Origin of the sequence: Lolliginicoccus suaedae (assembly GCF_008312885.1) — a bacterium.
Classification (GTDB): domain Bacteria; phylum Actinomycetota; class Actinomycetes; order Mycobacteriales; family Mycobacteriaceae; genus Lolliginicoccus; species Lolliginicoccus suaedae.
This window is the reverse complement of record NZ_VSSO01000002.1, coordinates 753,760-768,796: the sequence shown is the minus strand read 5'-3', so window position 1 is coordinate 768,796 and position 15,037 is coordinate 753,760. Positions and strand designations below refer to the sequence as shown.

General features: G+C 67.9%; 14 protein-coding genes. 4 read left to right on the top strand and 10 right to left on the bottom strand.

Features of this window, described 5'->3' with window-relative positions; translation table 11 throughout:
• The 5 genes from FXO18_RS09195 to FXO18_RS09175 all read right to left on the bottom strand — a co-directional run.
• A partial coding sequence (locus FXO18_RS09195) for an alkane 1-monooxygenase (RefSeq protein WP_235900574.1) occupies positions 1 to 676 on the bottom strand: 676 nt, incomplete at its 3' end.
• A 514-nt stretch (positions 677 to 1,190) separates the two neighbouring features.
• Positions 1,191 to 2,423: a mannose-6-phosphate isomerase, class I gene (gene manA, locus FXO18_RS09190; protein ID WP_149360744.1), complete on the bottom strand. Its 1,233-nt coding sequence runs from the start codon at positions 2,421 to 2,423 to the stop codon at positions 1,191 to 1,193.
• On the bottom strand, positions 2,423 to 3,535 hold the full coding sequence (locus tag FXO18_RS09185) for a tobH protein (RefSeq protein ID WP_149360743.1): 1,113 nt from the start codon (positions 3,533 to 3,535) through the stop codon (positions 2,423 to 2,425). Before FXO18_RS09185 ends, manA begins: the two co-directional genes overlap by 1 nt.
• 55 nt (positions 3,536 to 3,590) lie before the next feature.
• Positions 3,591 to 4,958 (bottom strand): phosphomannomutase/phosphoglucomutase, encoded by a 1,368-nt coding sequence (locus FXO18_RS09180; RefSeq protein ID WP_149360742.1) that lies wholly within the window; start codon positions 4,956 to 4,958, stop codon positions 3,591 to 3,593.
• 133 nt (positions 4,959 to 5,091) lie between these two features.
• Positions 5,092 to 5,556 carry a DUF3499 family protein gene (locus FXO18_RS09175; protein ID WP_328593408.1) on the bottom strand — a complete coding sequence of 155 codons (465 nt, stop codon included), beginning with the start codon at positions 5,554 to 5,556 and terminating at the stop codon, positions 5,092 to 5,094.
• A gap of 127 nt (positions 5,557 to 5,683) precedes the next feature.
• Here FXO18_RS09175 and FXO18_RS09170 point away from each other — a divergent pair, with 127 nt between their 5' ends.
• Positions 5,684 to 6,241 carry a metallopeptidase family protein gene (locus FXO18_RS09170; RefSeq protein ID WP_149360740.1) on the top strand — a complete coding sequence of 186 codons (558 nt, stop codon included), beginning with the start codon at positions 5,684 to 5,686 and terminating at the stop codon, positions 6,239 to 6,241.
• A gap of 259 nt (positions 6,242 to 6,500) precedes the next feature.
• Here the strand turns inward: FXO18_RS09170 and FXO18_RS09165 are convergent, their stop codons facing one another.
• Entirely contained in the window at positions 6,501 to 6,830 is a 330-nt protein-coding gene (locus FXO18_RS09165) for a WhiB family transcriptional regulator (RefSeq protein ID WP_407936452.1), read from the bottom strand.
• A gap of 418 nt (positions 6,831 to 7,248) precedes the next feature.
• Between FXO18_RS09165 and cofD the strand changes: the two genes are divergently transcribed.
• The 3 genes from cofD to FXO18_RS09150 are packed head-to-tail and all read left to right on the top strand — an operon-like array spanning position 7,249 to position 10,204.
• A complete protein-coding gene (cofD, locus tag FXO18_RS09160) occupies positions 7,249 to 8,319 on the top strand; it encodes a 2-phospho-L-lactate transferase (protein WP_149360739.1) in 1,071 nt (356 codons plus the stop codon).
• Positions 8,316 to 9,662 carry a coenzyme F420-0:L-glutamate ligase gene (locus FXO18_RS09155; protein ID WP_149360738.1) on the top strand — a complete coding sequence of 449 codons (1,347 nt, stop codon included), beginning with the start codon at positions 8,316 to 8,318 and terminating at the stop codon, positions 9,660 to 9,662. Before cofD ends, FXO18_RS09155 begins: the two co-directional genes overlap by 4 nt.
• Positions 9,656 to 10,204, top strand: coding sequence for an NUDIX hydrolase (locus FXO18_RS09150; protein ID WP_149360737.1), 549 nt, complete (start codon positions 9,656 to 9,658; stop codon positions 10,202 to 10,204). Before FXO18_RS09155 ends, FXO18_RS09150 begins: the two co-directional genes overlap by 7 nt.
• 15 nt (positions 10,205 to 10,219) lie before the next feature.
• Here the strand turns inward: FXO18_RS09150 and argJ are convergent, their stop codons facing one another.
• The 4 genes from argJ to FXO18_RS09130 all read right to left on the bottom strand — a co-directional run bounded on the left by argJ (position 10,220) and on the right by FXO18_RS09130 (position 14,974).
• On the bottom strand, positions 10,220 to 11,386 hold the full coding sequence (gene argJ, locus FXO18_RS09145) for a bifunctional glutamate N-acetyltransferase/amino-acid acetyltransferase ArgJ (RefSeq protein ID WP_149360736.1): 1,167 nt from the start codon (positions 11,384 to 11,386) through the stop codon (positions 10,220 to 10,222).
• A 70-nt stretch (positions 11,387 to 11,456) separates the two neighbouring features.
• Positions 11,457 to 12,836 (bottom strand): NAD(P)/FAD-dependent oxidoreductase, encoded by a 1,380-nt coding sequence (locus FXO18_RS09140; protein WP_149360735.1) that lies wholly within the window; start codon positions 12,834 to 12,836, stop codon positions 11,457 to 11,459.
• A 107-nt stretch (positions 12,837 to 12,943) separates the two neighbouring features.
• Positions 12,944 to 14,089 (bottom strand): mannose-1-phosphate guanylyltransferase, encoded by a 1,146-nt coding sequence (manB, locus tag FXO18_RS09135; protein ID WP_149360734.1) that lies wholly within the window; start codon positions 14,087 to 14,089, stop codon positions 12,944 to 12,946.
• 9 nt (positions 14,090 to 14,098) lie between these two features.
• Positions 14,099 to 14,974: a glycosyltransferase family 2 protein gene (locus tag FXO18_RS09130; RefSeq protein ID WP_149360733.1), complete on the bottom strand. Its 876-nt coding sequence runs from the start codon at positions 14,972 to 14,974 to the stop codon at positions 14,099 to 14,101.
• Positions 14,975 to 15,037 lie beyond the last annotated feature (63 nt).

The window sequence follows — 15,037 nt, the reverse complement described above, 5'->3', positions numbered from 1 at the left end:
GGCCGATCAGGATGCCACCGAACAGCACGACCGACATCAGCCAGGCGTTGAGCACATCGTTCTTCAGGGTCCAGGGCGACTTGCCGAGGCGAGCGAGGCGGTTCTTCTCGATCTCCCAGGCGGAGGTCAGCGCGCCCTTCACCGAGCGCGGCCAGAAGCGGTAGAACGACTCGCCGAAGCGCGAGGAAGCAGGATCCTCAGGAGTGGCGACGCGGACGTGGTGGCCGCGGTTGTGCTCGATGAAGAAGTGGCCGTAGAAGGACTGCGCGAGGACGATGCGCGACATCCAGCGCTCGTGCTCCTCCTTCTTGTGGCCCATCTCGTGCGCGACGCTGATGCCGATGCCCGAGGTCACGGCGACCGTGGTGGCCAGGCCGATGCTCTCGAAGACGGAGAGGTTGCCGGTGGCCCAGAGGTAGATCGCCAGGGCAAAGCCGACATACTGCAGCGGGATGTACGAGTAGGTGACCCAGCGGTAGTACTTGTCCTGGTCGAGCTCATCCATGAACTCGTCGGGCGGGTTCTGGCCGTCGGCAGCAAAGACGATGTCGAGCAGTGGGATCAGGCCGAACACGATGATCGGTCCGCCCCAGTAGAGCCATCCCCAGCCGGTGAGCTCCACCAGCCCGACCGCGATGAAGACGGCGGCCGCCGGGACGAGCGAGTAGATCCACATGTAGCGCTTGCGGTCCCGCCAGCGCTCGACGTTCTCCGCCTGCTGCTGCGCCTCACCGTTGGACCCGGCGAACGCATCGTGCGTCGATGCAGTCATTACATCATGCCTAACTTTGTCCATGCGCTAGACCCCGATGTCATAGCGGCTTGCTGGATTGACTATAAGCCCTAGGTCGTTTGCGCACTAGACACGGGTCCATGTTTTGTCTAACTGTATCGATTCAGTCTTTAACCACAGCAAGCAAAACACGTACGAACGCTTGCGCTGACTAGCGGATTGTTGAGCATTGGACTGCTCGAAGGGCTGGAGGGACCCGGGACCAGGCCCCCTCGCCATGCCGCTGCGCCGCCGCACCGGAAGTGCTACCGAATGCACCCTCCCGCTACCTCCAGCGGGTGCAAGACCTCACACAACTGAGAATCGACGCCCGCCCCCGCGCGGCATCGACGCCCTGGGGCCCAGCGTAGAGAGCCACGACGCCTGGCGAAGACCCGCGCGGAGCGCTCCCCCGTGACTACTGCGGCACCACGGCCCGGAACACCTCGTCGCGAGCCGTCCCCGCATGCAGGATCACCTCGGGATCAGAGTCCGGGATCCACAGGGCCCCGCCCGCAGGCACACGGACCTCCTCGCCGCCGCTGCGCGCGATCACCTCGCCGCGCGTGCACGCGATGATCTGCGGCCCGCCGCGCGACAGCCCGTGGGAGACGCTGTGGAGCAGCCCCGTGGCGTCGAGCTCGATGCGCGAGAGCGCGAACTCGTCGATAGGGACCTGGTAGACCTGCTCGGCAGTGCCGCCGGGCTCGGCATTGCGCACCGGCACGGGAGACAGCTCGAGCGGCTCGAAATCAACTACTCGCAGCAGCTCGGGCACATCCACATGCTTCGGCGTGAGGCCCCCGCGCAGGACGTTGTCCGAGTTCGCCATCAGTTCCACCCCCACCCCATGCAGGTAGGCGTGCAGGTTGCCCGCATCGAGGAAGATCCCCTCCCCCGGCTGCAGCGTGATGTGGTTCAGCAGGATCGAGGCGAGCACCCCCGCGTCGCCGGGATACCGCTCGACGAGTTGCAGGAGATTGCGGGCGACCTCGGCGAAGGGTCCCCGCGGCGAGCGGCCGAGCAGCGCCACGCACGACTCCGCGAGATCATCCACCAGCTCGGCGACATCGCTCGACGGCAGCGTGATCCAGGTGGTGAACAAGGCGCGCAGCCCGGAGCCATCCGGTTGCTCCGCCAGGAGATCCCGGTAGGGCACGAATCGCGGCGAGCCGAGTTCCTCGAGGAGGGCGACGGTAGCTTCGGGATCGCGGAAGCCCGCCATCGCCGAGAATTGCGTGAGCGCGACGAGCAGCTCCGGCTTGTGGTTGTCGTCCTTGTAGTTCCGGGAGCTGGCATCGAGCGGGACACCCCGCTGGTTCTCCCGCTCGAATCCCTCCTGCGCCTGCGCCTTGGAGGGATGCGCCTGGATGGACAGTGGCTCCTCGGCCGCCAGCACCTTCATCAGGAAGGGCAGCTGCTTGTCGAACCGCTCGCAGACATGCTGGCCGAGCGCGGCGACAGGATCCTCCGCGATCTCCACGAGCAACGTCGCCCCTGAGCCCACCAGCCTCGAGGGATCCGCGGGATGAGCACCCATCCACAGCTCTGCCTCGGGGTGCGGCGAGGGGCCCGGTTCCCCGCGCAGCCCGGCGAGCGCGGTGCGCGAGCCCCAGGCGTAGTTGCGGACCGGGCAATCGAGCAGTTGCATCAGTGGGACCTCGCTAGACGTGCGTATGAAGCCGCCATATCCATCCGCACGCACAGCTGGAGGGTGTCGGCGAGTACCTGACCGAGGCTCCGAGCGGGGGCATCCATGCCCGGATGCGGGGGGCCGGATGGTTCCTCGGGGTTGGCGAAGAGGTAGTCCGCGGCACTGCCGAGCAGCGCGGCGCGGCTCCTCGTTCCCTGGCGTGGCGTCCCGCGCGAGACGATCATGACCTTGACCGGGTCGGCACCGATCGGGCCGTCGATCTCGGGATCGTGGAAGATTGGGTCCACATCGCTCTCGGCAGCGGGTCCTGCCAGCTGGTCGAACACCTCTACCACCTCTGCCAGGCTCGCTGCGGCCGACACCATCCCAGCGACCCGGAGCATCGCGGATGCCGCGTGCCGCGCGAGCACCTGGTCTCCCGTGCTATCTCCCGCGAAGACCACGCGGTGGCCCAGCAGCTTGCTCGCCAGCGACTTCGCTGGATTGCTGAGGAGCTCGCGCTCGGGGTGGCCCCGGAGCGCCTCATCATCAAGCACATCCGCGATGGCGTCCAGCGCGATGGACTCGATGGGCTCCGTCGGTCCGATGTGCCGGAGCACGGCAAGCAGCACGGCCGCGTACCCGCAGGTCGCGAAGATCTCGGGGACGGGCACGCGCGGTGGCATCGCGATGGCGTGCGGCGCTCCTGCCGCGCGCATCGGCCCCTCGCTCGGCGTAGCGACGACCACTCCGCAGCCGCGCCGGACTGCTCGATCCACGGCAGCGACCATCTCGGGGTCCCCGGGATCATCGCCCATGACGATGACCACGTCGAGCGGTCCGATCCAGGTCGGCGCATGATCCACGACCACAGCGGGAAACGAGAGCTCCGCGGCGGCAGCATCAAGGATCAGGTGGCTCGCGGCGACGGGGACAGCGCGGCGCGCGACGATGACGAGCGCGCGGGGCCTGGACCCGGGCAGGCGATCGAGCAGGCCCTCGGCGACCGCGGTATTGACCGCCCTGGCCTGCGCCCCCGAGAGTGCCGCGTGACGAAGCAGGCCCGATCGGTCCGCGGAGGCGAGCGTGGCGCCGTCGTCGAGGTCAAAGCCAGGCGCGAGCGTATTCACCGCGGCCACCTCCTTCCAGGTGCACTTCTCATTATCCTGTAGCACCCGCGGCATGTCACCGCCGGATTATCTCCAGCACCTCGTCAGTGATGCTCGTGACGGATCCGGCATCGGTTGCCTCGACGTTGAGCCGGAGCAGCGGCTCGGTGTTCGAGGCGCGCAGGTTGAACCATGCGCCGTCCCCGAGGTCGACGGTCATGCCGTCCAGCTTGTCGATCTCCTTCGCCCGCTCGGCGAAAGCCTCGGCCACATCGTCCATGCGCGCGGGGGCATCGTCGACGGTCGAGTTGATCTCGCCCGATGCCGCGTACCTGTTGTACTGGGCCATCAGCTCCGAGAGAGGCTTGTCCTGCTCGGCGAGCGCGGCGAGGACATGCAGTGCAGCGAGCATCCCCGAGTCGGCGCCCCAGAAATCCCGGAAGTAGTAGTGCGCGGAGTGCTCGCCGCCGAACACGGCACCGGTCTGGGCCATGGTCTGCTTGATGAACGAGTGCCCGACGCGGGTGCGCACGGGGGAACCGCCATTCTCCTCGACGATCTCCGGGACCGCGCGGGAGGTGATGAGGTTGTAGATGATCGCGGCACCTGGGTGCTTCGCGAGCTCCCGCTCGGCGACCAGTGCCGTGACCGCGGAGGGGGACACCGGGTCGCCCTTCTCATCGACGACGAAGCATCGGTCGGCGTCCCCATCGAAGGCCAGGCCGATGTCGGCGCCGGTCTCGCGCACGTGTCGCTGCAGGTCCACGAGGTTGGCCGGGTCCAGCGGGTTCGCCTCGTGATTGGGGAAGGTTCCGTCGAGCTCGAAGAACAGCGGCTCGATGGTGAGTGGCAGCGGGCCAAGCACTGCGGGGACAGTGTGCCCGCCCATGCCGTTGCCCGCATCAACGGCAACGGTGAGGGGCCGCATGCTCTCGAGCGCCACGAGCTTGCGCAGGTACTCCGCGTAGTCCGGGAGGAGATCCTGGGTGGAGGCGGTGCCGGGGGCACTGTCGTAGCCAGGGACGCCGTGGATCACTTCGTCCGCGATGGTGGCGAGCCCGGTCTCCTGGCCCACGGGCTTCGCGCCGGAGCGGCAGAGCTTGATGCCGTTGTACTTGGCGGGATTGTGGCTAGCAGTGAACATCGCGCCGGGGCATTCGAGCGTGCCCGAGGCGTAGTAGAGCTGGTCGGTGGAGGCCAGCCCGATATTGACGACGTCGAGCCCATGATCAGTGACTCCTGCCGAGAACGCCTCGACCAGCTCGGGCGAGGAGGCGCGCATGTCATGACCAACAACGATGCGGGCCGCTCCCTCGGTGCGCATGAGGCGAGCGAATGCCGCTCCCACGTCGCGCACGAACGCAGCGTCGATCTGTTCACCGACCACACCTCGCACGTCGTATGCCTTGATCACCGCGTTCACGGCTTCGGCTGGTCGACTCATCTCCGGCACTCCCGTCCTGCTTGCGTCACTGCGCTTTCCGGTCTGAGCCTAGTCAGGTTTCGCGCGTGATGCGGGGGGAAGCGCCGATCCGGCGGCGCCAGCGAGAGCGCTGTGCAGGGGACCTGCGCACGTCCTATTCAGTGTCCGCGGGCGTGACAATGCGAAGGTGCGCGCGGCGGGCCGGCTCCGATGCCCCCCGGAGATCGAACCATGGGCCATCGTCGGTACGCGACGCATCGTGCTGCGCCATCCCTGGCTGGGCGCTTTCGAGCCGGGAGTGATCCAGGTGGGACTGATCGAGGTGGGCCTCGAAGCCGGGAACATCCATGTCATCGACTGTCGCGCCGCTGAGCCCGGCCGATATTTCCGCGGTCGCGGGGGATTCCGGCTCGCGCTCGGACTCGGGAACCCACTCACGGACCAGGTCCCAGCCCATCGGCGGGGCCAGCCGGATGGCATGCTGCTCGCAGAGGTCCCAGGAGTGCGGGCTATCGAGGGCCGACAGGTTCGCGAGCACGACCTGCGACTCCGCATAGATATATGTCAGCGTCGCGACGGCAGGGTTCCTGCAACCCGGCTTGCAACAACGACGGAGCATACTCACACAGCGGACACTAGCCGCTCGCCCCGTGTTCACCGGTGCGACTCGCCGCCGCGAGCAGTTTTTTCCAGGCTTGGTGGGCAGATTCCGCCGAGCCGCGGACAACCACCGGTACAGTGCTCCCATGCCAGATCAAGAGCGTGGAGGCACGGATGCCGTGCAGATCACGCGGGCCGGGATCCAGGTAGCCGCATCGGGACAGCCCCGCGCGCGGCGCTGCACCACGCGAAGCATCGAGAAGCGCGGGCGCGGGCTACGTGGTTCGCTCGTTCCGCCGCGGCTCCCGATCCGCAAGACGCGGGCGGAGCGCTTCGACGCGACCGTGCTCGATGCGTTCGAGCCGATCGAGGCTCGCTGGCGCAAGCGCCTCGGGAAGCTCGACATCGCGGTGGACGATGTGCCCCGGGTGCGCGCGCGGAACCCCGACACGGTGGCCTGGCCGCCCGAGATCGTCGCCGACGGCCCGGTGCCGCTCTCCCGCCTGATCCCGGCGGGAATCGATTCGGCCGGGCAGCCCACGCGCGCCCGCATCGTGCTGTTCCGGCGCGCCCTCGAGCTGCGGGGCGAGACTCCGGAGGAACTGGTGCATCTTGTTCATGATGTCCTCGTGGAGCAGGTAGCGACGTATCTCGGCCTGCCGCCGGACATGGTCGCCCCGGAGGGCAATGGAGATCCCGGCTAGGCGGCCGCGCCAGCCACCCGCTCAATTCAAAGAGTTCTCTAAGAGAATCTCCAGAAAACAATAACCTGGGCCGGAATGGCCCCTATCATCATGCCCAAAAAAAATGGACGTACGCGATATTCAGACAATACGCCGCGCACGCCCGCATTACCATCGAGGAATCTCTCAGGAACCTCTAAGAATTAGACTGCGGGGGTGCACGCACCCTCTGCATGCACCCCCGCCGCCTTGCCTGGCGGCCACCCGGCCACCGAAGCCTCTACGAGACGATTCCGCGCTTCAGTCGCCGACGCTCGCGCTCCGACAAGCCGCCCCAGATCCCGAAGCGCTCGTCGTTGGCCAAGGCGTATTCCAGGCACTCATCACGAACCTCGCACCCGAGGCAGATGCGCTTGGCCTCGCGCGTGGAGCCACCCTTCTCCGGGAAGAACGCCTCCGGATCGGTCTGCGCGCACAGCGCGCGATCCTGCCATTCCTCCTGGACAGCGGTGAACAGATGGTCGAAACCAGCATCCACCAGGCTGAGCTTCGGCCCGCTCGCCCCATCGTTCCGATCCTCGCGCGGCATCGACGCATCAGTCGATCGCATTGCGGCCATGTCGTCGGAAACCACGCGGAAAGCTACCGGGCGCTCAGCGCCCTGGACTCCTGGAAAGTGCGGCATAGTATGTATCCCCAACCTCTTGTCGCGCACTGCTGGCAATGAAGCTTGCCGGGCCGCAGCTGCCACCACCCCGCGGGGGCAACAGCATGCATCCATTATCGCCTCGCTCGTGGCCCGTCCCGAGTGGGCGAGTGTCACGAAGTGAATGACACATGTGTGATTAGACACTTTCTTGCTGCCTATTGCAAGCAAAACTGTGAAATCCCCTACCATCCTTCCACACCGCGACGACAAGCGACACAGCCCCGTTTCTGAAACGAGCACGAATTCATACCCGCCCCATCGGGCGCCCGGGCCCGCACGGCTTCCTCCCCCGGCGCGGCAGCACGTAGGCTGTGACGCTGTGAAGGTCACTGTTCTCACCGGAGGCGTCGGAGGCGCCCGATTCCTGCTCGGCGCAAGGGAGTTCGCCAGCGAGGAACCCGCGAGCCCTCGGGCACCGCGCGAACCCTCGAGCGCGCCCCCGGCAGCGAGCGAACCCACTGGCAGCGAGGCCGCAAGAACTAGTACAACCGTACCAGAATCTGGCTCGCCCGCCCCTACAGCCATCGTCAACGTCGGCGACGACACCTGGATGCACGACCTGCGCCTGTGCCCCGACCTCGATAGCTGCATGTACACCCTCGGTGGCGGCATCGACACCGCCAAGGGCTGGGGCAGGGCCAACGAGACCTGGAGCCTGCGCGAGGAGCTCGCGGCCTACGGGGCCCAGCCCGACTGGTTCGGCCTCGGCGATCGCGACACCGCCACCCACCTGATCCGCAGCCAGATGATGCGGGCCGGCTACCGGCTCTCCGACATCACCACCGCCCTGTGCGCCCGCTGGAACCCCGGTGTGCGCTTGCTGCCCGCTAGCGATGACCGCTCCGAGACCTTCGTCGTGGTGACGGACCCGGAGAGCGGCGACAAGAAGGCCATCCACTTCCAGGAGTGGTGGGTCAAGCACCGGTCCGACATCGAGACGCACTCGTTCGTCCAGGTCGGCGCCGACGAGGCACGGCCCGCGCCCGGCGTGCTCGACGCGATCGCAGGCGCCGACATCGTTCTCATCGCGCCCTCGAACCCGGTCGTGAGCATCGCGCCGATCCTTGCCATCCCCGGCATCCGGGGTGCGCTGCGCACCACCGAGGCACCCATCGTCGGCGTCTCCCCCATCATCGGCGGGGCACCGCTGCGCGGCATGGCCGATCGATGCCTGCGCATCATCGGGGCCGAGGTCTCCTCGCAGGGCGTCGCCGAGTACTACGGGGCCCGCACCGCCACTGGCATCCTTGACGGCTGGCTCACCCACTCCGGCGACCCTGTCGCCATCCCCGGCATCGCGGTGCGCGAGACCGACATCATCATGCACGACCCCTCCGCCACGGCCTCGATGATCGAGCAGGCCGTCGAGCTCGCCGGAGCGGCGCGGTGAGCCTGGGCGACCACGGGACGGAGAACGAGGTCCGCATCCGTACGGTGCCGGGCATCCCCGAGATCGCGCCCGGGGACGATCTCCTCGATCTCGTGGCACAGCACCTGCCATGGCTGCGCGACGGCGACATCCTCGCCATCACCAGCAAGATCCTCTCGAAGGCCGAGGGACGGATCGTGCCCGCGCCCGCCGATCCGGAGGAGCGGGACGCGCTGCGCCGCGAGCTCGTGCTGAGCGAGTCCACCCGGGTCCTCGCGCGGCACGGCCGCACTCTCATCACCGAGAACCAGCTGGGGATCGTGCAGGCCGCATCGGGGGTCGACGGCTCCAACGTCGACCTGTCCGCCATCGCACTGCTGCCGGTCGACCCCGATGCGAGCGCCGCTCGCCTGCGCGACGGCATCCGGGACCGGCTCGGCGTCGACGTCGCGATCCTCATCACCGACACCATGGGCCGCGCCTGGCGCAACGGCCAGACCGATGCGGCGATCGGCGCCGCGGGCCTGTCGGTGCTGCACGACTACACCGGCACCACCGATCGTCATGGCAACGACCTCCAGGTCACCAACATCGCCGTCGCCGACGAGCTTGCCGCCGCCGCGGACCTCGTCAAGGGCAAGCTCCACGGCACTCCCATCGCGGTGATACGTGGCTTCAGCACGATCGATGACGGATCCACCGCGCGCGACCTCATCCGCCCCGCGCACGAGGACCTTTTCCGCCTCGGCACCGAGGAAGCAGTCAGCCAGGGCTGGCGCGAGGCCGTGCTGCGCCGCCGCACCGTGCGCTCGTTCACCACCGACGCGGTTCCCGATGACCAGGTGCGCGCCGCGATCAGCGAGGCCCTCACCGCGCCCGCGCCCCACCACACCCGGCCCGTGCGGTTCGGCTGGGTCCGCGACCATCAGCGCCGCATCAAGCTGCTCGACGCCATGCGGAATGCTTGGCGGGCGGACCTCGAGCGCGACGGGCTCAGCGAGGACCGCATCGCCGCCCGCCTCGCCCGCGGCCAGCTGCTCTACGACGCTCCCGGGATGATCATCCCGTTCCTCGTGCCGGAGGGCGCCCACGACTACCCCGATGAGGCCCGGCAGGACGCCGAGCGCACCATGTTCACCGTCGCGGTAGGAGCCGCGGTCCAGGCTCTGCTCACCGCCCTCGCGGCGCGCGGGATCGGATCATGCTGGATCGGCTCGACGATCTTCGCCCCAGGCGTCGTGCGCGACCAGCTAGGCCTCGATAGCTCGTGGACACCCATGGGCGCCATCGGGATCGGCTATCCCACCGAGCCACTGGTTGTCCGCGAGCCCCGCGATACCCACGGCCTTCTCGAGGAATGGTGATGAACAGCCTGCATGACTCCGCCCGCGAGGCCCTCGAGGAGTTCGCCGCGCCCACCGCCGAGCAGGACTCCATGCGCCACGCCATGCTCGCGTTCCTCGCCGCCGCTCCCGATGGCTGCCTGCGCGCCTGCGCCGCGGGGCATATCACCGCTTCGAGCCTGGTGCTATCCCACGATGGAGCCAAGGTCCTTCTCACCCTGCACCCGCGCGTGGGCCGGTGGATCCAGCTCGGCGGGCATTGCGAGGAGCACGACCGCACTATCCAGGAAGCAGCACTGCGCGAGGCCCGCGAGGAATCCGGCATCGACGATCTCGAGCTCGATCCGGCAGTGCTCTCGCTGCACACCCATCCGATCACCTGCTCGCTCGGGCTGCCCACGCGTCACCTCGATGTGCGGTTCCTGATCCGGGCACCCCGCGGCTCGCGGATCACGCGCAGCGATGAATCGACCGACCTGCAATGGTGGCCGGTCGATGATCTGCCGGCGAAGGCCGAGCACCACACCATCACCGAGATGGTGCGGCTCGCCCAGGCCCGCTGAGAACGCCGTCCAGCCTCAGGTGGTGTAGTCAGCGTTGATGCGGATATAGCCATCGGTCAGGTCGCAGCCATACACCGTGAACGCGGCGCTGCCTGTTGCCAGGGACGCCGTGATCGTCACTTCCTCGCCGCGCATGTGCTCCGCCGCAGCGTCGAGCACATCCTCCTTGGGGATCGGGTAGGTCGTCACGTCCCCGAAGTCGATGCGCACAAGCTCCGGATCGATATCGGTCTCGTCATCGCACTTGCCGATGGCCATGGCCACCCGGCCCCAGTTCGGGTCCGCGCCATGCACGGCGGTCTTCACCAGCGGCGAATTGACGATGGCCTTGGCGACCCGCTTGGCCTGCCGCTCATCGCGCGCATCCGTCACCCGCACCACGATCGTCTTGGTCGCACCCTCGCCATCGGCCGCGATCATCCTCACCAGCCGCAGCGCCAGGTCGTGCAGCACCTCCTCGAATGCCGCCAGATCAACCTCGCCAGCAAGCCCGTTGGCAAGGATCGCGGCGGTGTCACTGGTGGAGGTATCCGTGTCGATGCTCAACGCGTTGAAGGTGCGATCCACCACGCGACGGAACAGCGCATCAAGATCTGCCTGCGCGATGCGGGCATCAGTGAAGTAGTACGCCAGCATCGTCGCCATGTTCGGCTCGATCATGCCCACGCCCTTGGCGATGCCCACGATCGACGCCTCGCCGCACCGCGCCGCCACATGCTTCGGATGCGTATCGGTGGTCATCATGGCCTCGGCGCACGCGGCGAAGTCCGCGGGCGGGAACGGTGGATGGAGGCCATCGAGGAACGCGCGCACGCGATCCATCGGCAACTGGCGGCCAATGACCCCGGTGGAGGCGATGATGATGTCCTCGGGCTCGGCGGCGGCGAGCCCCGCGACCGAAGCCCGGATCTCCCGCGCGTTGGCGAGCCCCTGATCGCCCGTCGCGACATTGGCGTTGCGGGCGGTCACCACGATCCCGCGACCAGTGCCGCGGCGGGCGGTCTCGCGGCTGATGACCACGCTCGGGCCAGCGAAGCGTGACTTCGTGAACACCGCCGAGACCGTGGCGGGGACCTCCGAGATCACCGTGAAGAAATCCGGCGCATCATCCTTGATCCCGATGTTTCCGGTGATGCCCCGGAAGCCAGCGGGGGCGGCGGCGCTGTGGGAAAGATCGCTCATGGGCACAGCTTTCCACATCTCGTGACCGCGCGGACAGCCGGTTTCCACGGATGGGCCGGTGGCGTGCCGCTCAGCCGGTCTTGCCGCCGATCTGCTTGCGCCCTTCCTCGTACTGCTCGATCGCGGTGCGGGCGTGCATCCACTGCTCGGTGACGTTGAGCTGCTCGCGGGAGCTCGACATGAAGGTGACAAGCCAGTAGAAGAGGGTGGCGTAGCGGTTCTTGAAGCCCACGAGGTAGAACAAGTGCACGGCGAGCCACATGAACCAGCCGATGACGCCGGAGACAGCGACCTTGCCGAACAACACCTTGCCGACGGCGTTGTACTTCGAGACGACCGCGATGCTGCCCTTGTCGAGGTACTTGAACGGCTTGCGCTCGGCGGGCTGCTCGCCCTTGCCGTCGGCCTCGGCCTCCGCGCTGATGAGCTTGCCCACGTACTGGCCGCTCTGGATCGCGGCGGGCGCGATGCCAGGGATGCCCTCGAGCGCCATCATGTCGCCGACGACGAAGATATTGGAGTGATCGCGGATGGTCAGGTCAGGGTTGACCTGGACGCGCCCCGCGCGGTCGAGCTCGGTGCCGGTCTGTTCCGCGAGGATCTTGCCCAGCGGGCTCGCGGAAACGCCTGCCGCCCAGATCTTGCAGTTCGCGGGGAGGCGCACGGGCTCGCTGTCGCCTTGCTTGACCACGAGGCCGCGCTCGTCGATATCGGTGACGAAGGTATCGAGCATCACCTCGACACCGATCTTCTCGAGCTGGCGCTGCGCGTTCGCCCCGAGCTTCTTGCCCATCGGCGGCAGCACCTGGGGGGCGGCGTCGAGCAGGATCACCCGGGCCATCGAGGTGTCGATGTTGCGGTAGGCACCGGCGAGGGTGTCGCGGGCGAGCTCGGCGATCTGCCCGGCCATCTCGACCCCGGTGGGCCCCGCGCCGACGACGACGAAGGTCAGGAGCCGCTCCACCTCGGCCGGATCCGTCGACAGCTCTGCTTCCTCGAAAGCCGCGATGATCTTGCCACGCAGCTCGAGCGCATGGTCGATGGTCTTCATGCCGGGGGCGAACTCGGCGAAGTGATCGTTGCCGAAGTAGGACTGCTCGGCGCCCGCCGCGACGATCAAGCTGTCGTAGGAGGTGACGCGCTGCTGGTCGGAGTACTCGGAGGTCACCGTCTGGTTGCGCACGTCGATGTCGATGACCTCACCGAGCAGCACCTGGGCGTTCTTCTGCTTGCGCAGGATGACGCGGTTCGGTACCGCGATCTCGCCGACCGACAGGATCCCGGTGGCCACCTGGTACAGCAAGGGCTGGAACAGGTGATGGGTGGTGCGGGCGATCAACGTGACGTCGACATCGGCGTTCTTGAGCTTCTGCGCGGCGAACATGCCACCGAAGCCCGATCCGATGATGACGACATGATGCCGCCCCGGCTGAGCATGCCGATCTCCCACAGCGATCACTCCTCATACGTGGTTACCCAGCGGCCGCCCCAGGAACGGGCGTCCACGCCAACCGTAGTCCACCGCGCGCGGCGAGGACGACCGATTCGGCGGGCTTGCTAGACGTCGGTGGAGAAGCGCAGGCCACCATCGGGAATGATCACTCCCGGCCACACACGGGCCCCGCCGACGAGCTCGCAACGGGCGCCGACCTGCGCGCCGTCACCGATCACCGCGTCGCGGATGAGCGCGCGCGGGCCGATGTGCGCCCCATAGCCGATGATCGAGCGCTCCACGACAGCACCGGCGTCGACCTTCGCGCCGTCGAAGATGACAGCTCCATCGAGCCGCGCGCCGCCACTGACCTCCGCGCCGCGGCCGACGACGGTGCCACCGATCAGCAGCGCGCCCGGGGCGATGCCCGCCCCCTCATGGACGAGCGACTCGCCGCTCTGTCCTTCCAGCGCTGGTGATGGAGCGATGCCACGCACCAGGTCCGCGGACCCTCGCACGAAGTCCTCCGGGGTGCCCATGTCACGCCAGTAGGCCGAGTCGACATGGGCGTAGACACGCGCATCGTCGGCGAGCAGCTTCGGGAACACCTCCCGCTCCACGGAGACATTGCGCCCGGCCGGGATCTTCTCGATCACCGAGCGCTTGAACACGTAGCAACCGGCGTTGATCTGATCGGTCGGCGGATCCTGCGTCTTCTCGAGGAACTCCAGCACGCGGCCGTCGCTGTCGGTGGGGACGCAGCCGAACGCGCGCGGATCGCTCACCCGCACGAGGTGCATCGTCACGTCGGCGTCCTTCTCGTGATGCGTGCCGAGCACCGCGAGCGGGTCGGTGCCGCCCAGCACATCACCGTTGAACACCAGCACCGTGTCGCCCCGGAGCTTGGGGTACACGTTGCGGATGCCACCGCCGGTGCCGAGCGGCTCGTCCTCCATCACGTAGTCGATCTCGAGGCCCAGCTCGGATCCGTCACCAAAGTGCTGCTCGAACACCTCGGCCTTGAAGGACGTGCCCAGCACCACGTGGGTGATGCCTGCTGCCTTGATCCGCGACAGCAGGTGCTGGAGGAATGGCAGGCCCGCGGTCGGCAGCATCGGCTTGGGCGCGGACAGCGTCAGCGGGCGCAACCGGGTTCCCTTGCCCCCGACGAGCACCACCGCATCGGTGTTCTCGGCGAGGCTGCGATCGACAGCGCTCGGCGCCGTCTGCGCGCTCGGCCCCTGGGTGAAGCGAAAAACTCTGCCTGCCATGACTCTCCACTATCCTTTCTGCCCGCGTTGCTTGCGTCGTGCCACCGCCACCGCGATCCGCGACCGCGCGCCGAGGCCGCCACGCAGCGATGCTCGCAACGGGGCCTGCCACCACTCGGGGTGCCGGTCCGCCTGGAACCGGTACGCGCTCTGGTGATGCGCCGGCAGCATCAGCTCCGGATGCCTCCCCGCCGCATGACCTTTAGCATGCGTCACTTCGGCGGTCGGCACGAACACATTGAGCCAACCAGCCCGCGCGAGGCGATCACCGAGGTCCACGTCCTCCATGTACATGAAGTAGCGGGAATCGAACCCATGCACGGAATCGAACGCGGCTCTGCGCAGCAGCAGGCACGAGCCCGAGAGCCATCCGACGGGCCGCTCGCTGATGTCCTCGTCCTCCTGCCGGTACGCGCGCGTCCAGGGGTTCGACGGCCAGACCCCACCAAGGACCGCGTGCGCCGCGCCGCCCCACAGCGTGGGCACGTGCCGGGCGGAGGGATAGATGGTGCCATCAGGATCACGGATCAGTGGGCCGAGCGACCCTGCGCGCGGCCATCGGCGCGCGGCCTCGATCAAGGCATCGATCGAGCCCGGCGCCCACCGCACATCAGGGTTGGCGACGATCACGAACTCCGCAGCGGGATCCACCTCCGCCATGGCGCGGTTGATCGCTCCCCCGTAGCCGACATTGGCGCCGGTGCGCAGCAACCGGACGTTCGGATAGTCGCGCTCCGCGGCCTCCGGCGCGCCATCGACGGAACCGTTGTCGGCGAGGATCACATCGACGGGGAGCCGGGTCGCTTCCGGCAGGGACGTCACGAACCCCGCCAGATGCTCGCCGGGAGAGTAGGTCACCGTCACCACGGGAAGTCGCGTCTGCACATCGGCCAGCGTAGCCAACGCCCTCCGGTCCGCGCGCGACGCCACTACGGCGCTCCGGCGGGC